The organism is Actinorhabdospora filicis (assembly GCF_030269765.1).
GTDB lineage: Bacteria > Actinomycetota > Actinomycetes > Mycobacteriales > Micromonosporaceae > Actinorhabdospora > Actinorhabdospora filicis.
In genome coordinates this window covers 566874-585027 of the sequence record NZ_BSTX01000001.1, presented here as the reverse complement: position 1 = coordinate 585027, position 18154 = coordinate 566874, and the positions used below count along the sequence as shown (strand labels likewise).

The 18154-nt window shown below is 72.3% G+C and carries 14 protein-coding genes; 4 read left to right on the top strand and 10 right to left on the bottom strand.

Annotated features, from left to right (window positions below; all coding sequences use genetic code 11):
- Window positions 1-138: 138 nt before the first annotated feature.
- Complete coding sequence (locus QSK10_RS02615) at window positions 139-3405, top strand: S41 family peptidase (protein WP_285660946.1); 3267 nt, start codon at window positions 139-141, stop codon at window positions 3403-3405.
- 140 nt (window positions 3406-3545) lie between these two features.
- Window positions 3546-4001, top strand: coding sequence for a hypothetical protein (locus tag QSK10_RS02610; protein WP_285660945.1), 456 nt, complete (start codon window positions 3546-3548; stop codon window positions 3999-4001).
- A gap of 55 nt (window positions 4002-4056) precedes the next feature.
- Here the strand turns inward: QSK10_RS02610 and QSK10_RS02605 are convergent, their stop codons facing one another.
- From QSK10_RS02605 to QSK10_RS02560, 10 genes are all read right to left on the bottom strand, one after another.
- Window positions 4057-4851 (bottom strand): phosphate ABC transporter ATP-binding protein, encoded by a 795-nt coding sequence (locus QSK10_RS02605; RefSeq protein WP_285662900.1) that lies wholly within the window; start codon window positions 4849-4851, stop codon window positions 4057-4059.
- Between the two features lie 16 nt (window positions 4852-4867).
- Window positions 4868-5776, bottom strand: a complete 909-nt coding sequence (locus tag QSK10_RS02600; protein ID WP_285660944.1) for a sortase — start codon at window positions 5774-5776, stop codon at window positions 4868-4870.
- A 51-nt stretch (window positions 5777-5827) separates the two neighbouring features.
- On the bottom strand, window positions 5828-6613 hold the full coding sequence (locus QSK10_RS02595; protein ID WP_285660943.1) for an LPXTG cell wall anchor domain-containing protein: 786 nt from the start codon (window positions 6611-6613) through the stop codon (window positions 5828-5830).
- An 86-nt stretch (window positions 6614-6699) separates the two neighbouring features.
- The gene (locus tag QSK10_RS02590) at window positions 6700-7446 is read right to left on the bottom strand and encodes an Ig-like domain repeat protein (RefSeq protein ID WP_285660942.1); all 747 of its coding nucleotides are present in this window, start codon (window positions 7444-7446) and stop codon (window positions 6700-6702) included.
- 76 nt (window positions 7447-7522) lie between these two features.
- Window positions 7523-8620, bottom strand: a complete 1098-nt coding sequence (locus QSK10_RS02585) for a substrate-binding domain-containing protein (RefSeq protein ID WP_285660941.1) — start codon at window positions 8618-8620, stop codon at window positions 7523-7525.
- Between the two features lie 221 nt (window positions 8621-8841).
- The gene (locus QSK10_RS02580; protein ID WP_285660940.1) at window positions 8842-11274 is read right to left on the bottom strand and encodes a hypothetical protein; all 2433 of its coding nucleotides are present in this window, start codon (window positions 11272-11274) and stop codon (window positions 8842-8844) included.
- Between the two features lie 97 nt (window positions 11275-11371).
- A complete protein-coding gene (gene pstS / locus QSK10_RS02575) occupies window positions 11372-12967 on the bottom strand; it encodes a phosphate ABC transporter substrate-binding protein PstS (RefSeq protein ID WP_285660939.1) in 1596 nt (531 codons plus the stop codon).
- Window positions 12964-14178, bottom strand: a complete 1215-nt coding sequence (pstA, locus tag QSK10_RS02570) for a phosphate ABC transporter permease PstA (RefSeq protein ID WP_285660938.1) — start codon at window positions 14176-14178, stop codon at window positions 12964-12966. The genes pstS and pstA overlap by 4 nt, the downstream gene beginning before the upstream one ends.
- A complete protein-coding gene (pstC, locus tag QSK10_RS02565; protein ID WP_285660937.1) occupies window positions 14175-15185 on the bottom strand; it encodes a phosphate ABC transporter permease subunit PstC in 1011 nt (336 codons plus the stop codon). The genes pstA and pstC overlap by 4 nt, the downstream gene beginning before the upstream one ends.
- Entirely contained in the window at window positions 15182-15349 is a 168-nt protein-coding gene (locus tag QSK10_RS02560) for a hypothetical protein (RefSeq protein WP_285660936.1), read from the bottom strand. The genes pstC and QSK10_RS02560 overlap by 4 nt, the downstream gene beginning before the upstream one ends.
- A gap of 602 nt (window positions 15350-15951) precedes the next feature.
- Here QSK10_RS02560 and QSK10_RS02555 point away from each other — a divergent pair.
- Together QSK10_RS02555 and aspS are read left to right on the top strand one after the other, a co-directional pair.
- Window positions 15952-16464, top strand: a complete 513-nt coding sequence (locus QSK10_RS02555) for a GNAT family N-acetyltransferase (RefSeq protein ID WP_285660935.1) — start codon at window positions 15952-15954, stop codon at window positions 16462-16464.
- Between the two features lie 316 nt (window positions 16465-16780).
- A complete protein-coding gene (aspS, locus tag QSK10_RS02550; protein ID WP_285660934.1) occupies window positions 16781-18106 on the top strand; it encodes an aspartate--tRNA(Asn) ligase in 1326 nt (441 codons plus the stop codon).
- The last annotated feature ends 48 nt before the right edge of the window (window positions 18107-18154 follow it).

Here is an 18154-nt window from a genome sequence, read left to right as displayed (position 1 = left end):
GTGAAGCCTACGTCGTGGCGGTCGCGCCCACTCGTGGGCTTGCTCACGTGGCGTCGATGTGATGTCATGGTGATGCCGCGATCAGCGGTCGCTCCACTTCCAAGGGCTCCACTCACTCCACCCCACGGAGGTCCCCCGATGGCCAACGGCTATCCCCGTTTCCCGACGATTCACGGCGACACGATCGTCTTCGTCTGCGAGGACGACCTGTGGTCGGTGCCGAGCGGCGGCGGTACCGCGCGCAGGCTCACCGCGGGCGTGGGCGCCGCCGACCACCCGCGCGTGTCCCCGGACGGCTCCCTCATCGCCTACAGCGGCCGCGAGGAGGGCCCCACCGAGGTCCACGTCGTCCCCATCGAGGGCGGCGAGTCGCGGCGGCTGACCTTCGAGGGCGGCGCGCGCAAGAGCGTGACCGCCTGGACGCCCGACGGCGCGGGCGTCGTCTACTCCACCAACGCGTTCAGTGACAACTACGAGCCGCGCCTTCGCAGCGTCCCGGCCGGTGGCGGGGAGTCGGCGGAGCTGCTGTGGGTGCGCGGCACCGAGATCGCCCACGGCGAGGGCGGCGTGACCGTCATCTGCCGCGGCTACGGGCGCGACGCCGCCCACTGGAAGCGCTACAAGGGCGGCACCGCCGGGACCCTCTGGATCGACGCCACCGGCTCCGGCGAGTTCGCCCTCCTGCCGAGCCTGGGCTCCAGCGTGGCCAACCCGCAGATCATCGGCGAGCGGCTGTACTTCATCTCCGACCACGAGGGCTACGGGAACGTCTACTCGGTCGCCTTCGACGGGACGGACCTGGCCCGGCACACCGACCACGACGACTTCTACGCCCGGCACCTCTCGGGCGACGGGCACCGCCTCGTCTACCACTGCGGCGGCGAGCTGTACCTGCTCGACCCGGCCGAGGACGCCCCCCGAAAGCTGGACGTGACCATCGGCGTCACCCGCACCCAGCGCGCCCGCCGCTTCGTCGACACCGGCGAGTTCCTGCACACCGTCGAGCTGTCCGGCGACGGTTCGCGCCTGGCGATCACCAGCCGCGGCAAGCCCTTCTCCTTCGGCGGCTGGGAGGGCGCGGTCGTGCAGCACGGCGCGCCCGACGGGGTCCGCTACCGGCACCTGACCTGGCTGCCCGGCGAGGACGACCTCGTCGCGGTCGCCGCCGACACCGGCGAGACCGAGACCCTGGTGACCCTGCCCGCCGACGGCGGCCCCGAGCGGCGCCTGAGCGGGCTGGACCTGGGCCGGGTGGCCGAGCTGGCGGTGTCCCCGAAGCGGCGGCACGTCGCGGTGGCCAACCACCGCAACCAGATCCTGCTGGTCGACCTGAGCGAAGAGCAGCCGGTGGTGCGGGTGGTCGACACCAGCTCCTACGGGCAGATCACCGGCCCGGTGTTCTCCCCGGACGGCGACTGGCTCGCCTACGCCAGCCCCGCCCAGGCCTCGCAGGCCGACTCCGCCAGCCGCACCGAGATCCGCCTCGCCGAGGTCGCCACCGGCGCCACGCACGTGGCCGCCGAGCGCGTGCTGCGGGACGAGGGCCCGTCCTTCGACCCCGACGGCAAGTTCCTGTACTTCGTGGGGCACCGCGAGTACAACCCCGTCTACGACGAGCTGCACTTCGACCTGGGCTTCCCCGCCGGTTCGCGCCCCTACGCCGTGGTCCTCAAGGCGGACACGGCCGCGCCCTTCCGGCCTTCGCCCAAGCCGCTCGTGGAGGATAACGGCAAGGACGGCAAGGGGACGGGCGCGGCCGAGGACGAGTCTACAAAGGACGACGAGGCCGCCGCGCCCGAGGTGTCCCTTGTGGACGTCGAAGGGCTGTCCGGCCGCGTGGTGCCGGTACCGGTGCCCGCCGGAAGCTACGAGCGGGTCCTGGGCGCCCCCGGGAAGGTCCTGGTCCTCTCCCGCCCCGTCCAGCACACCCTGCCCTACGGCTCCGACGAAGGCCCGCACGGCGTCCTCGACATGGTCGACCTGACCACCGGCAAGGTCGAGCGCGTCGCCGACGCCGTCTCCTGGGCCGGCAGCGGACCCGACGGCAAGACGATGATGTACGGCTCCGGCGACCGCCTGCGCGTCCTCAAGGCCGGCGAGAAGGCCCCCGAGGAGACCGGGACGACCCGCGAGTCCGGCTGGATCGACCTGTCCCGCGTCAAGGTCTCGGTCCGCCCCGAGGCCGAATGGCCGCAGATGTTCCGCGAGGCCTGGCGCCTCATGAGCGAGCACTTCTGGAACCCCGAGATGTCCGGCGTCGACTGGCCCGGCGTCTACGAGCGCTACTCGCCGCTCGTCCACCGCGTCTCCACCCGCGCCGAGCTCTCCGACCTGTTCTGGGAGATGAACGGCGAACTGGGCACCTCCCACGCCTACGAGCGCGCCGGTGAGGACCGCCCCGGCCCCTACTACGGCCAGGGCCGCCTCGGCGTCGAGTTCGACGTCACCGACGGCGTCTACACCTTCGCCAAGATCCTGCGCGGCGACACCTGGAACGCCGCCGCCACCTCGCCCCTCACGCTCCCCGGCGTGGGAGTCGAGGAGGGCGACGTGCTCCTGGCGGTCAACGGGCAGCCCGTCGGCGGCGAAACCGGCGTCACCCCCGGCCAGCGCCTGGTCAACCAGGCCGGGCAGGAGGTCGCGCTCACCGTCAAACGCGGCGACGGCGAACCCCGCACCGTCACCGTCACCGCCCTCAGCGGCGAGGGCCCCCTCCGCTACCGCGAATGGGTCGAGGCCAACCGCCGCCGCGTCCACGAGGCCACCGGCGGCCGGATCGGTTACCTCCACGTCCCCGACATGGCCCCCCAGGGCTTCGCCGAGTTCCACCGCGGCTTCCTCGCCGAACACGACCGCGACGGCCTCATCGTCGACATCCGCTTCAACGGCGGCGGCCACGTCTCGGCACTGCTCATCGAGAAGCTCGCCCGCCGCCGCATCGGCTACGACTACTCCCGCTGGACCACCGTCGAGCCCTACCCCGTGGAATCCCCCCGCGGGCCCATGGTCGCCATCGCCAACGAGCTCGCCGGATCCGACGGCGACATCTTCGCCCACGCCTTCAAGGTCTACGGCCTCGGACCGCTCGTCGGCACCCGCACCTGGGGCGGCGTCGTCGGCTACACCGACCGCGAGGGACTCTCCGACAACACCTTCCTGTCCCAGCCCGAACTCAGCTTCCACTTCGACGACGGCGGCTGGGGCGTGGAGAACCACGGCGTCGACCCCGACGTCGAGGTCCACCAGTCCCCCCAGGACTGCGCCGCCGGACGCGACCCGCAACTGGAGACCGCCATCGAGCTCGCCCTGGTCGAGGTCGAGAAGCGGCCCGGTGACATCCCGTCGCCGACCGACCGCCCGGTGCTGACCCCGCCGCCCCTGCCGCCCCGCCCGCAGAACCGGTAGCCCACGGTGGCGGCGTCCCCACACAGGGACGCCGCCACCTCGCCGATGCCGCGTTGGCACAGATCCGGGAGAATGAGCGTCCCGGCGCCGCCTATGGTTTGGTGCACAGGGTTGAACCGGATTTTGGGGAGAGTAGAGCGATGAGCGAAGGACCGTGGATCGACTTCGACGGTGACGGCGACGGCGACGAGTACTCGGCCACGGTCGGTGACGACGGCGCGGACGAGTACCGCTACGACGCCGATGGTGATGGTGACGCCGACTCGATCGCCGTGGACTACGACCACGACGGCCTGATCGACGAGCTGCAGACCGACACCGACGGCGACGGCACCGTCGACAACTACCAGCTGGACACCGACGGTGACGGCTACATGGACGAGACGCACGACTTCGAGGACGCTCCGGCCGACTCGTCCGAGGACACCGCTCCGGCCCCCAGCGGCGACCCGGAGAGCGTGATCCCCGGTGGCCTCTTCGGCTCCGACCCCACGCACGAGGACGACCCGGCCGCCGACCCGGCCGCGCCCGCCTCCGACCCCGAGGGCACCGCCCCCGACCTGTCGAGCCTGATCGATCCCTACACGGCGAACTAGCCGCGAAAACGCCAGACGCCCCGGCCACCGGCCGGGGCGTCTTCGTGTCCGCCGCTCAGCCGAAGCGGCCGTTGACGTAGTCGAGGGTGCGCGGGTCCCGCGGCCGCGAGAACATCTCCTCGGTGCCCCCGTGCTCCACGATCACCCCCGGCCGCCCCTGCTCGGCCAGGAAGAACGCGCACTGGTGCGACACGCGCGCCGCCTGCTGCATGTTGTGGGTGACGATCACGACCGTCACCTCCGCGGCCAGCTCGGCGATGGTCTCCTCGATCCGGCGCGTGGACGTCGGGTCCAGCGCCGAGCACGGCTCGTCCATCAGCAGCACCCGCGGCCGCACCGCCAGCGCCCGCGCGATGCACAGACGCTGCTGCTGCCCACCGGACAGCGCGCCACCCGGCTGCCGCAACCGCCCCGACACCTCCCGCCACAGGCCCGCCTTCGACAGGCACTCCTCGACCAGCGCGTCCTTCGCCCGCCGCGAGACCCGCGTCCCCGTCAGCCGCAGCCCCGCCAGCACGTTGTCGTAGACCGACATCGCCGGGAACGGATTCGGCTTCTGGAACACCATCCCGATGTGCCGCCGCGCGTCGGTGACCCGCCGGTCCGGCGCGTACACGTCCCGCTCGTCCAGCAGCACCTCACCGGCCAGCTTCGCGCCGCCCACCAGCTCGTGCATCCGGTTCAGCGTCCGCAGGAACGTCGACTTCCCGCAGCCCGAGGGACCGATCAGCGCCGTCACCCGGCCCGCCGGCATCGTCAGCGACACCCGGTCCAGCACCAGGTGGTCGCCGAACCACGCGGACACCTCCCGCGCCTCCAGCGTCGCCGGGCCGCCCTCAACCAACGTCATCGTCACGCCGTGCTCCTCACAGTAGGTTCGGCATCAGCCGGGACAGTTCCGAGCAGAAGAACAAACCGGTGGCCGCCAGCGCGGGCACACCGACCACCCACGCGTGCCAGCCGCCCTTGCGCAGCCGCACCCAGATCACCGCCGCCACCGCCAGCAGCAGCGACTGCGCCCACAGCAGCAACGCCACCAGCGCGCCCGGCTCCCAGCCCATCGCGTCCTCCGACGCGTCCAGGGCCCGCGTGGCCAGCGGACGCGGCGGCGCCGGCTGCGCCTGGCTCGTCAGCTCCGCGTCGACCCACACCGCGCCGTCCGGCATGAACGGGGTCCCCTCGGCCGTCACCAGCGTCAGCCGCCCGGCCCCCGCCGCCACCGGCGCGGGCTCCGGCGCGCCCGCGCGGCGCACCCCCGTCACCCGGAACGCGTGCTCGCCTTGGCCGGTGACCACGCCGAGCACGTCGCCGGGACGCAGTTCGCCGATCCGCCCGAACGGCCCGCCGTAGCTCGCCTGCCGCCCGTACACGTAACTCCAGCCCTCCTGGCCGGGCAGGACGGTGTCGCGGCGGTGCCCCGGCCCGTCCATCAGGACGCCCGAGGAGGTGCCCTCGAAGACGACCTCGCGCAGGCCGATCGAGGGCGCGGTCAGCAACGCCACCGGCGTGCCCTGATCGATGAGGCGGCCGGTGGCGGCGTCGGTCTGCCCGACCGGCGCCGTCCCGTCGGCCAGCACCCGGCGGAAATCGGCGAAGGCGGTCTGCTGCGCGCGGTCGTGACGCAGCGCCGACAGGACCGTCAGGTGCGCGGCGAAGGCCAGCAGCAGCGCCGAGACGATCGTGACGGTGGTGCCGAAGACGCGGCCCGGCGCGCCCGGAGCGCGCTCGCCGGGGCTCGCGGCCCGGGTGGCGGCCGGGGTCTCAGTGATGGTCATGATGCCTCCCTGGCGGGCGCGGCCCGGCGAGCGGGCCGCGCCCCTCGTCGGTCAGTCCGCGTTCCGGCGCCGCCGCACGCGCAGCAGCCACGCCCCGGCGAACAGCAGCGCGAAACCGCTCAGCGCGATCGCCACCACCGGCGCGCCCGTCGTCGGCAGGGAACCACCGGGCTTCTTCGTCGGCGAGGTCGACACCGAACGGCTCGGGCTCGCGCTGGAGCTCGACGGCGACGAGGACGGCGAGGCCGAAGCCGGGGGCGAGGACGTCGGGGCGGTGGTCGGCGGCGCGGTCGTGGGCGCCGTGGTCGGCGGCGTCGTCGGGGTCACGACCTGCTTGACCTGCCAGGCCGTCCCGGTGACGGTGATGGTCACCGAGAAGACGTCGGCGTGCTTCCCGGCCTCCTGGCTGAAGCACTCGGCGTAGATCTCGTAGTCCCCGGCGGCGGGCGCCGGCACGGGGGTCACGTTCCCGGACAGGGCCCGGGCGAGGGAGAAGCGGATGTCGCCGCCGGAGAAGGCCACCGGCGAGGTGTCGTAGCCGCCGGCGCCCTTGACCGGGCCGAAGGCGTTGCCCGCCGCCGCGCCCGCGGCGCGCACCCGCAGCGAGGCGTTGGCGCCGTAGCCGGTGGGGCAGGCCTTGCTGGTGGTCGCCGTCGTCACGAACGCCGTCGTGGGCGTGTCGGCGCCGACGGATCCACCGGCGGGGGAGAGCGTGATGGTGCCGAGGGGAGCGGCCTGGGCGGGCTCGGTCCCGAACACGAACAGCACGCCCGCGACGAGCGCGAGCGCGGCGGCCAGCGGCGCGATGAGGCGCGCGAGGGGTCTGGTGTCTTTCACGTGTCGTCCTCTGTGGGTGGTGGTGGAAGAGAGAGGTGCGACCGGGCGGCCGTGTCGGCCGCCCGGTCATCGGTGAGGAGGGGAGGTCAGTAGACGTAGACCCACCACGAGCACTTGCTGGACGAGGCCAGCTGCGCGCGGGGGTCGTCGGGGGTGAAGGAGGCGCCGATCTGGTGCCAGCCCTTGGCCAGGCCCGTGGTGGCGAGCGTGGCGGTACCGGCGGCGGCCTGGACGGTGCCCAGGGCGGTGGTGCCGTCGGTGAAGGTCACCGGGCCGTTCCCGGCGGGGGTGACGGCCGCGGTCAGGGTGAGGGTCCTGCCCGCCTTGACGACGTGGGCCGAGCCGCGCACGGTCGTGGTGGTCGCCGCGGCGGCCTTCACGCGCCAGTCGGCGCCGGTGACGGTGATGTAGGTGGAGAAGCTCTTCGGGTGGACCCCGGTCAGGACGCCCGAGCAGGTCACGACGACCTCGTAGTCGCCGTCGGCGGGGGTGCCGCCGAGGACGGTGGTCAGCGAGCGGGACGCCGGCAGGGTGACCGACGCGGCGGTGTCGTAGCCGCCGTCGCCGCCGATGCGGCCGAGCAGCGCGTAGGGGCCGCCGGGCTTACCGGCCCGCAGGGACGCGTTGTCGCCGTATCCGCTGGGGCAGGGCGCGTTCGTGGTCGCCGAGGCGACGAAGGGCGTGTCGGTGACGGTCCCGGAGGCCGCGCTCAGCGACAGCACGCCCAGGATCGGGCTCTCCGCCTGGGCGGGCGAGGCGGAGACGAGGAGGGTGAGGGCGGTGGCCGCGGTGGCGGCCAGGAGGGCGATGACGCGGGACAGGCGCGTGCGCACTGGCCGTTCTCCGATCGTTCTCTGTGGGGATGGAACGGGCCGGAGGGCCCCTGGTGGAGGCCCTCCGGTGGTCGGGTTACTTGTCGCCGGTCAGGACGTCGACGCCGCAGCCGAGCTTGTCGGTGCCGGTGCCCACGGTCGTGGCGCGGTGGCCGAAGCCGAAGAGCTCGGTGACGCGCTTGGCGGTGCCGCCCACGAGGACGGTCTTCGTGCACAGCGCCGACGAGGAGCCGACGAACATCGTGCTGAAGGGGGCGGTGGTCTTCTTGGCGGTCGGGATGACGTTGTAGACGTCACGCACGACCGGGAAGGAGGTGTTCAGGTTGCCGCTGGACACCGGGTTCACGCCGTTGACCGACACCAGGATCGCCGGGCCGCGGCGGTCGGTGACGCTCACGCCCGTCGCGGTCTGGATCGCCGCGGAGTTCGACTGCGCCAGGTACTGCGCCACCGAGAAGGGCAGGATGTAGTCGTCGTGCCCGTTCAGGACGCGGCCGTCGTGCTCCTGGACGGTGTTGCCCAGGTCGGTCAGGCACGGGTACAGGCCACCGGAGATGTCGGCCTCGGTGACGCCCATCTTCGCCAGCCAGAACTGGCGGGTGCCCGAACCGGACTGCGGCAGCAGCGGGGTCACCGGCTCGCCGCCGATGTTGTTGTCCAGGCACTGGTAGATGCGCTGGATCTGGGTGAAGGTCACGTTGGTGGGCAGCAGGCTGTTGGAGTTGATCGCCACCGTCACCGCGTCCACGCCGAACGGGACGTAGGTGTACTTGGTGCCGCTGGCGCGCGGGCCGGCCGAGGAGCGGGCGAAGTCGACGCAGTTGGTGATCGTCTGGCCCTGCCACGCCGTGCCGTCGGTGGAGGCGATGAGCGCGTCGCGGCCCTGGCTGGAACCGTTGGGGCGGGCGATGTTGGAGCAGCCGCTCGCCTTGGTCTTGAGGGCGGCGCCCTGGGCGTTCCAGCTGTCGATGACCGGGTTGCCGGAGGCGTCGTCGATGACGGCCGCGAAGCCGTTCAGGACGTCCTGGGTGGTGTCGGAGCCGACGCCGGCGAGCTGGCCGTAGGGCGGGGGAGCCGGGTTCGGGTCGGCCGAGGCCGGGGAGGCGGTCAGGGCGAGTGAGAGGATCGCCGCGCCGATTCCGACGATCGTGGCCGAGAAGGTACGGACCTTCATGGTGTCTCCATGCCTTTCGTGAACTGACAGAACTCGAATCGGTGGAGCCGATCGCGCCCTTCGAATCTCACGACTTCGAACGATGCGATCGACATCAGGATGGATCACCGTCGGTGAACGTGATCAGCTCGATTTCGGAAACAGTTCGCAGTCTGTTCTTTCGCCATCATTGCCGCCGAATGAACTGGCCGCCGACATCAATTCTCTGCGCCATTCGTTGTTCATTTCGCTCCATTGGTGGTGGACGCGCGCCGCTCGGCGAAACGCCGGATCGAGGGCCCCGCCAGGACACCCGTGGCGCCCAGCAGCAGGGCCGCCGCCACGGCGAACCGCACGATTCCCAGCACGATCGCCTGCGTCCGGCTCTCCTCCGCCGCGGCGTTCACCGGCGTCCCCGCCGGTGCGGACGAGCCGCTCGGCCCGGATCCCGGCGAGGGCGCGCCGTTGACGCCGTTCCCCGGCGCGGCCGGGGTGGGCGAGGGCTTCGTCGCGGCCACCGCCTCCAGCGAGTCGGCGGCCTTGCGCGCCGCCTCCCGCAGGTTCGCCGGGAGCGGCGCGTACCCGGCCGGCAGCTTCCCGGCGGACTTGCCGGGCTCCTGACCGGGACCGGCGGCGTGCCGCAGGAAGGCCGCGTAATCGCGCAGGGCGGCGGCGTCCTGGGACTTGGCCACGGCGGCGTAGGCGACCATCGCGAGCGGATACGCGCCCGCCGTCGCGGCGCCCGGCACGCTCTGCAGGACACCGTCCACACTCGACGGCCTCATCGCCGCCGCGCCCGCCAGCAGCCCCTGCGCCGTGGGTTCGACGAACTCGCCCGCCCGGTTGCGCAGGGCGGCGGTGTAGAGCCCGTAGCGCGCCGCCGAGGCGGCGTCGGTGATCGCCAGGTTGAAGCGCCGCCCCGGGCTGCGGGGGCTGCTCGCCACGAACTGCGGCGGGACCTTCAGGGGGTCCCACACGATCTTCTGGCGGGCGTCGCCGCGCAGGGTCTGGTAGGCGGCCTGGTGCATGGAGTTCATGTAGGGCCGCAGGTCCAGGCCGCAGTATCCGGGCGCGGGCACCGAGTCGTTGACGCGATGGCAGCTCGGGTCGGCCTTCGGGAAGTCCAGGCGGGTGTCCAGCACGGCCGGGTCGGTGAGCTTGTAGTACGGGTTGACCTTCATGCCGCCCTCGTCGGGCGTCCCGGTGAGCCAGTCGCGGGCCTGCTGGTCGGCCAGGATCCACCGCCACACCTCACGCGCGGCCGCGCTGTCGCCGATGGCGACCAGCAGCCCGTCCGGCTGGTAGGACAGCGCCGGGAAATTACGGGCCACCGGATTGAGCTCCAGGAACTCCGGATCGTTCACCGGGGACCTCGGGTTGCCCTTGAGATGCTCGGCCCGGCCCTGGTTGCCGCCGGGGACATCGCCCAGATAGGACTGGGTGAGCAGCTTCGCCACCAGCCGCGGCGTGAGCTTCAGGTCCTTGACGGCCGTGGCGTCCAGCGCGCGCAGCGCCGGATCGGCCGCGCCGTGGAAGTCGGCGTCGATGTTGAACGCGACCACCGCGCCCGACAGCGCCACCGGCCCGTGCGCGACCGCCGACGCCCCGTCCTCACTCGTCACCGGCGAGGACGTGAAGGCCATCCCCGGCGCCCCGGGACGCCCCGAGGCGACCTGGCGGCGCGCCTCGCCGTCCCCGGTCTGGCTGTACCCGAAGACCGGGCCCTCGCCCGCGCACAGCGCCGGCTGCCAGGACGTGACGGCCTCGGCGACCAGCTCCGAGCCGACCGTGCGGCGCTCGCGGGCGCCCAGGCGGCAGAAGGAGCCGATCGGGTCGAAGGCGAGGGGCACGACCATCTTGTGCGCGAACGTCGATGTCCGCAGTGGGCTCCCGGAGAGCCTGCTCAGCTCGGGCACGGCATCGCCGTTGAGGTAGGTGTCGCCGCGCGGGACGATGACCAGCCAGCAGGCGCGCGGGTGCGTCCCGGCGGCGTCGGTGATGGTCAGCCCGCAGCCCAGGGCGGGTGCCTCGACGGCGGTCTGGGCCTCGAAGACGACGCGGCCGGTGCCGTCGCCGGTGGTGCGGGCGGCGGTGATCTCGTTGGTGGAGTACTGGTCGAAGTGGGGGCTGAGGGTGAGCAGCTCGTTGGTGCCCGCCGGGATCGGGTCGGCGGCGCTGCCGTCGGGGGTGCGCTGCCCGCCGACCGAGCGGAACGGGACGATCGTGGCGTCGCCCGGCAGCGGGTCGGCCGGGTCGGGTGTGGTGAGCAGGCCGCCGCGCGCGGCGGTGTAGGGCCCGGTCAGCCCGTCGTAGAGGGCCGAGGCGGCGGAGTTGCCGTACTGGCAGGTCTCCCGGAAGTCGGCCGCGCCGGGGTCGGGTCCCCAGCACTGCATGAAGGTCAGGTAGTTCGCCTCGAAGTTGTTGCGGGTGGCCTTGCCGCCGGTCCAGGTGACCTCGATGGCCTGGCTGGTGACGTGCTTCGTCTGGGCGACGGTGACCTTGAGCCCCTTGAAGGGCCCCTCGGGGGCCTCGACGGTGACGGCGGAGTTCTCGCCTTCGGCGGCGTAGGCGGCGGGGGCGTCCGGGACGATCGGCGCGGCGGCGAGCCCGGCGGCGGTCAGGACCAGGACGGCGGCGGTGAACACCCGCCGCGAGGTGGGGCGGACGAGTCTCATCTGCGGTTCCTCCGGCGCAGGCGGGCCAGCGGTTCTGGGGGCTCGGGTGGGGAGAAGATGGCCGCGGCCGGGGTGGGGGAGGCGGCGAGAAGGTGTCTCATCTGCGGTTCCTCCGGCGCAGGCGGGCCAACAGGGGTGGTGAGAACATCGCCGCGGCCAGGCCGAGTCCGGCGGCGAGCATGGCGGTGTGGCGGGGGCGCCAGCCGCGTTCGGCGTCCAGGGACACCGGTACGGCGATGACGTCGGAGTCGCCGCCGGGGGTCCAGTCGGCGCCGTTCTCGGGGTTCGTGCCCTGGCCGGGCGCGCCGGACGGGCCGCCGCTGGCGCCGGTGCCGGGCCCGTGGGAGCCGCGCGCGCCGGGCGAGACCGGGGTGGGCGCGTCGGCGCCGCCGGTGCCGGTGGCGCACTGGGTGGAGCCCTTGCGGTCGCAGTCGGGCGGCTGGGGCGCGTTGGCGGCGAGGGTGTTGGAGCCGTCGCGGGAGAAGGTGGGGTTGTTGCATCCGGCGATGTTGATGTTCTTGTCATCGGCGCCCGAAAGGGTCCGGACCTTTTTGATCTGCTCGAATCCGGCCTGCACGAGATTGATGGGCAGCGGTGAATATCCCAGGACGTCGGCCTGTTGCTGTCCCTCGCACAGGAAGTAGTAGCCGAATTCGCTGACGGTGTAGGCCTTGTCGGGGGTGAGCCCGTTCTCCAGCCTGGTCGGAATGATCATGTAGGAATAGGAGGAGAGCGGATAGGCGCGTTTGTCGCCGTTGCGGTAGACGCCTTCGAGCCGCTGCGTCAGATAGGCGGGGGAGCCCTCGTCGGTGTTGATCTGGGCGCCCAGGAGGCCGACGGCGACGGCCGCGGCCTTCGGTTCCACGTAGTACCCGGAGGAGTTGAGCACCTTGGCGACGGGGAACCCGGCGTTGAGGGCGTAGGAGTACTCGACGTAGGTGATGGCGCCCTCGGCGTAGTCCTGTTTGACGTACCCGGCGACGCCGTTGGAGCCGTTGGCCTTGATGAACTCGGTTCCGGCGACGGGGTAGTAGGACGTGAGCCCGCAGGGTGTGGCGATGCCCAGGCGGGCGCAGTAGGCGTTCCACGCGTCGGGCTGCTCGGTCTTCATCCACGTGGTGAGCTGCGCGGTGGTCCCGGACCCGTCGGAGCGCACGACCGGGACGACCTTGCGCGCGGGGAGGGTGAGGCCGGGGTTGTCCGCCTTGACCGCCGGGTCGTCCCACTGGGTGATGACGCCGGTGAAGATCTTGACGAGGGTCTCGCCGGACAGCCGCAGGTTCGTCACCCGCCGCCCGCCGATCTTGAGGTTGTACATGAAGGACGTGCCGCCGGCCACGATGGGCATGTAGGCGTAGCCGCGGGCCGGTGGCGGGTCGGAGTTGTGGTCGACGGCGTCGGAGAGCCCGTAGGGGATCTCGGAGACGGCCAGGTCGACGGTGCCCTCCTTGAACTGCCGCCGCCCGTCGGAGGAGCCGGTTCCGGCGTAGTTGACGACGATGCCGTACTGCTGGACGTTGGCCGCCCACTGGTCGATGGCGTTCTGGCTCCAGGTGGACCCGGCGCCGCTGATGGGCACGTAGCTCGGGGCGGCCTGGGCGATGTCGGGCAGGGCGAGGGTGAGGATCACCGCGACGGCCAGGACCCGCAGGACGAGGAGGCCGGGGCGCGTCCGGGGCTTTCGGGGGGTCATGGGCTCGCTCCGGGTGGCGGTGGAGTGGTGGTTGGTGGGGGAGCGGCGACGGTGGGCTGGACGAGGGTGTCGCCGTCGCGCGTGAACCTCCTGGCGTCCCGCGCGGAGGACCGGGTCCGGGCGCGCGCCTGCCGCGCCGAGAGGTGCCCGGCGCCGCGTCCGCCGATGAGCCGGGCGATCACGAACAGCACCAGCACGAGGGCCATCAGCGCGGCGGCGGTCCCGAATCCGCGCGCCACCATCGACGGCTCCGGCGAGCGGGTGAACTCGTAGGTGGCCAGGGGCAGCGAGATCTGCGGCCCGGAGAACGGGTCGGCGTTCAGGGTCTTGGTGAAACCGGCGGTGAGCAGGACCGGTGAGGTCTCCCCGATGCCGCGCGCGGCGCCGAGGATCACCGAGGTGGTCAGCCCCGAGCGGGCGGTGGGCAGCACGACGTGCCACACGGTCCGCCACTGCGAGGCCCCGAGGGTCAGCGACGCCTCCCGCAGGGTGCGCGGCACAAGCCGCAGGACCACGTCGGCGGCGCGGATGATGATCGGCAGCATCATGACGCTGATGGCCAGGGAGGCCGCGAAGCCCGACTTCCCGAAGCCGAGGACGAGCACGATCGCGGCGAACACGAAGAGCCCGGCGACGATGGACGGCAGCGCGGTCATCGCCTCCACGACGGTGCGCACGAACCGCGTCCCGGGCCCGCGGACCTCGGAGAGGTAGACGGCGCAGGTGATGCCGAGCGGGACGGTGATGGCCAGCGAGATGGCCATCTGCTCCAGCGTGCCGATCGCGGCATGCAGGATCCCGCCCATGGTGAGCGGGTCGAGGGGGCCGGTGACCGACATGTCGGCGGTGAAGAAGTTGGCGTGCGGGAGCGCCTTGGCGCCTTGGGCGAAGGTGTAGCCGACGACCACGATCAGCGCGGCCAGCACCAGGAACCCCAGGCTGTGGACGGCGACGCCGGCGAGGCGGTCGCGGACGGCCGGGCCGGGCTCGTCCAGCCAGGTCAGGAGCGTGTAGCAGGCCAGGAACAGCAGGTAGGCCACGACGATGAAGCCGACGGTCCCGGTGAACGGGGTGAGGTAGGTGAACAGCAGCGCGGTCGCCGACAGGGACGCCACGGCCGCGCCGGACACCGCGAACGCGTCGCCGCGCTGCCGGGTCCGCCGGTGCGGCCTGGTGTCGGCGCCGGTGGGGCGCTCGGGGATGACGGTCACGCGTCGCCCTCCGCTCCGGAGCGGCTGCGCGCGATGATCGAGGACGCGGCGAAGTTGACGACCAGGGTCAGCAGGAACAGCGTGAGCCCGGCCGCCATCAGCGCCGAGACGGCGAAGGGCGAGGCGTCGCCGTAGCGGTTGGCGATGAGGGCGGAGATGGAGCTGGCGCCGGCTCGCAGGATGTGCGGCTGGATCTGGTAGACCAGCGAGATCGTCATGACCACGCCGATGGTCTCGCCGAGCGCTCGGCCCAGCCCCAGCATCGTCCCGCCGATCATGCCGCCCTTCCCGTAGGGGAGGACGACCGCGCGGATCATGCCCCAGCGGGTCGCGCCCAGGGCGTAGGCGCCTTCGCGTTCACCGGCGGGCGCCTGCGAGAACACCTCGCGCATCACCGAGGACGCGATGGGGGTGACCATCATGGCGACGACGAGCCCGGCCAGCAGCGTGGAGCGCGTGTAGACCGTCTCGGAGGCGAGCGGGTCGGCCGGGTCGACGCCGTCCACCGCGAAGGGCCCGTAGCCGATCCAGGTGGCGATCCAGCGGGCCACGCCCAGCACGCTGCCCTCCATGAGGAACGCGCCCCACAGCCCGTAGACCACCGACGGCACCGCCGCCATCAGGTCCACGAGGTTGACCAGGAACCGCTTGAGCCGCGCGGGCGCGTACTCGGAGATGTAGAGGGCCGTGCCGACCGACAGGGGCACGGCGATGGCGATGGCCACGGCGGCGATGAGCAGCGTCCCGGTGAGGACGGCGGCGATCCCGAAGCGGCCGCCCTCGGGCGCCCACTCCTCGGTGGTGAAGAACGACCACCCGGCCACGTCCAGCGCCTCCCGGCCCCGGATCAGCAGGAACCCGCCGACCAGCAGCATCATCAGCAGGACGGTCATGCCCGCCGAGCGCGCCACGCCTCGGAAGACCCGGTCGGCGGGTCCGGCGCGCTGCGTCAGCCGCCGCGGGACGGCTCGCGCGGGCGGTTTCGTGGGCGTCAGGGTCGCGGTCATGCCGCCCGCCCGTTGATCCGCACGACCCGGATCCCGTCGGTCACCTCGGCGACCGGAACCGATTCCAGGAATCGTCCCAGGTTGTAGGAGCATTCCCGGGCACGCAAATAGGAACGGCTCGACTCGGCGACGGCGATGTCATCGAGGACCAGTACCCAGCTCACCCGGCCGGACCTTTCGTCAACGAGATTGGCAGAAGAAAGCCGTGCCAGTCCGGCTTGTAAATAAGCCACGGCGGCACGGCATTCCTGATAGGTGGCATGACTTTCCCGTCCATTGCCGAGACGTCTGTTGTTGGCCGATATCAGCGTCCAGCGCACGGGCGCCCCGCCTAGGCGGGACAAGGGCACCCCGTCGGGACGCGCGGTCTGGAAGACGAAGCGTGCGTGCTGCACTGAGATACCCTCCCGGGCACTGGTCGCGGCACGGAGAACGCGCCTTGCGCACCCCGTCCCGCACGGCGGCGCGCGAGCGCCACCGCGTCGCGTGCGGTATCGCGGTAAGCGTGTTCAGGAGGGGTTACGGCGACCGCAGGCCAACCTTCACGACGGACACGGAACACGTGAACGTGCGGTGTGCGGGAGAATGCGCGGAATGGTTCGGACCGCGCCCGGCCTAATCGTAACGGTAAGGACCGAGTCCCTTGTGGACGGAGTGTGACGGAATGGGGGAGTGGTGCGACTTTCCGGCCGGTAAGCGACCGTCGATACCGGTTTCCCTCCCGGGTGCCCACGCTCCGTGGCCGCCGGTGTGGGAGGGTCGCGCGATGACCTCCGCCGCCGACCTCGTCACCGCCCGCCTGCGGCTCCGCGCGCCCGAACCCGCCGACGTCGCCGCCTACCACCGGCTGTGGACGAGCGCCGACGTCCGCCGCCACCTCGGCGGTCCCGTCGCCGCCGACCGCCTCCCGGCCTACGAGCGGTCCCTGGCCACCACGCCGCACCTGTTCAGCGTGGTCACCGCCGATGACGGCGTCATGATCGGCTCGGTGGTCATCGACCCCGGCTCGCGTTTCGAGGCCCGCCGGGAGCTGTCCTACCAGTTCCTGCCCGAGCACTGGGGGCGCGGCTACGCCCGCGAGGCGGTGCGCGCGCTGCTGGCGTGGGCCTTCACGGCCGTCCCCTCGCCCGATCCGTCGATCATCGCGGTGACCCAGGTGGCCAACACCCGCTCCCGGGGGCTCCTGGAGAGCCTCGGGATGCGGCGGGTGGAGACCTTCGAGGAGTTCGGCGAACCCCAGGCGATGTACGCCCTCACCGCCCCCGACCTGCGCGGCTGATCCTCCTCGCGTCCCGCCGCGACTCGTGCTACGGTTCCCGGCACGGCATCGAAGGAGCCGAGTAACTCCCCGAACCACGGCCGAGAGAGCCACCGGCAGCTGTGAAGGTGGCCCGCTGGGCGGGGAGCGAAGACCCTCCTGAGCCGCGGGAAGAAACGCGCTCCGGCGCGGAGTAGAACCCGCCGCCTGGCCCACGACACGGGCGTCAGTCAAGGCCGCGCGCAGCCGGCGCGCGGTGAAGGTGTGGTGGCACCGCGACTACCCCGTCGCCCACACCTCCGGGGATTCCTAGCGAATCGAGGAGGTGTGAGAACCGATGTCCGTTGAAAAGACCATCGCGCCCGTCCCCGAGGCGACCGCCGACCCCCCGAGGGTCCTGTCGTCCGAACTGGCCGGGCACGTCGGCGAGCGCGTGCGCGTCGCCGGGTGGCTGCATCGCCGCCGGATCCTGAAGTCGGTGGCCTTCGCCATCGTCCGCGACCGCGCGGGCCTGTCCCAGGTCGTCGTCCGCGAGCCGGGCGTACTGGAGGAGCTGACCGAGGAGACCGTCGTGGAGTGGACGGGGACGGTCACCGCCAACCCCGACGCCCCCGGCGGCGTCGAGCTGACCGGGGCGGTCCTGCGGCTGAGCGGCGAGATCGCCGAACCGCCACCCTTCGACCTGTACCGCCCGGAACTGCGCGCGACGCTCCCGACGGCCCTCGACAACGCGCAGGTCGCGCTGCGGCACCCACGCAAGCGCGCGCCCTTCGAGATCCAGGCCGCCGCCGTGCGCGGTTTCCGCGAGGCCCTCGGCGGGGCCGGGTTCACCGAGGTGAACAGCCCCAAGATCGTGGGGACGTCCACCGAGTCCGGCGCGAACGTGTTCGCCATCGACTACTTCGGGCGCCCGGCGTTCCTGGCGCAGAGCCCGCAGTTCTACAAGCAGACCCTGGTGGGCGTCTTCGAGCGCGTCTTCGAGGTCGGGCCGGTCTTCCGCGCCGAACCGCACGACACCGTCCGGCACCTCGCCGAGTACGTGTCCCTCGACGTCGAGCTGGGCTTCATCGACTCCTACCGGGACGTCCAGGCCGTCCTGGAGTCGGCGATCCGCGGCATGCTCGCCTCGGTCACCGCCCACGCCGCGCCCGCCGTGGAACTGCTCGGCGTGGACCTGCCGGTCATGCCCGAGCGGGTCCCGTCGGTCCACTTCAGTCGGGCGCTGGAGATGGTCGGCGAGTCGGCCGGCGCCGACGACCTCGCCCCCGCGCACGAGCGCTTCCTGGGCGAGTGGGCCAAGCGCGAGCACGGCTCCGACTTCGTCTACGTCGTCGGCTACCCGATGAGCAAACGGCCCTTCTACACCCATCCCGACCCCGAGCGTCCCCACTACAGCGCGTCCTTCGACCTGCTGTTCCGGGGCACCGAACTGGTCACCGGCGGGCAGCGTCTCCACCGGTACGGCGACTACCTCGCCGCGCTGGCCGCGCGCGGCGAGTCGCCCGAACCCTACGAGGGCTACCTCGCGGCGTTCAAGCACGGCATGCCCCCGCACGGCGGGTTCGCCATCGGCCTGGAGCGTTTCACCGGACAGCTCACCGGCGCGGCCAACATCCGCGAGGTCACGCTGTTCCCGCGCGACCTGCACCGCCTGACTCCCTAATGGACGGCACGCGCGGGACGGTTCCGGCCGTCCCGCGCGTGCCGTATC

What these genes read in the sequence shown, in the direction of transcription:
- QSK10_RS02615 (WP_285660946.1), top strand. Translation starts at nt 139, where the DNA reads ATGGCCAACGGCTATCCCCGTTTCCCGACGATTCACGGCGACACGATC.
- QSK10_RS02610 (WP_285660945.1), top strand. Translation starts at nt 3,546, where the DNA reads ATGAGCGAAGGACCGTGGATCGACTTCGACGGTGACGGCGACGGCGAC.
- QSK10_RS02605 (WP_285662900.1), bottom strand. Translation starts at nt 4,851, where the DNA reads ATGACGTTGGTTGAGGGCGGCCCGGCGACGCTGGAGGCGCGGGAGGTG.
- QSK10_RS02600 (WP_285660944.1), bottom strand. Translation starts at nt 5,776, where the DNA reads ATGACCATCACTGAGACCCCGGCCGCCACCCGGGCCGCGAGCCCCGGC.
- QSK10_RS02585 (WP_285660941.1), bottom strand. Translation starts at nt 8,620, where the DNA reads ATGAAGGTCCGTACCTTCTCGGCCACGATCGTCGGAATCGGCGCGGCG.
- QSK10_RS02580 (WP_285660940.1), bottom strand. Translation starts at nt 11,274, where the DNA reads ATGAGACTCGTCCGCCCCACCTCGCGGCGGGTGTTCACCGCCGCCGTC.
- pstS (WP_285660939.1), bottom strand. Translation starts at nt 12,967, where the DNA reads ATGACCCCCCGAAAGCCCCGGACGCGCCCCGGCCTCCTCGTCCTGCGG.
- pstC (WP_285660937.1), bottom strand. Translation starts at nt 15,185, where the DNA reads ATGACCGCGACCCTGACGCCCACGAAACCGCCCGCGCGAGCCGTCCCG.
- QSK10_RS02555 (WP_285660935.1), top strand. Translation starts at nt 15,952, where the DNA reads ATGACCTCCGCCGCCGACCTCGTCACCGCCCGCCTGCGGCTCCGCGCG.
- aspS (WP_285660934.1), top strand. Translation starts at nt 16,781, where the DNA reads ATGTCCGTTGAAAAGACCATCGCGCCCGTCCCCGAGGCGACCGCCGAC.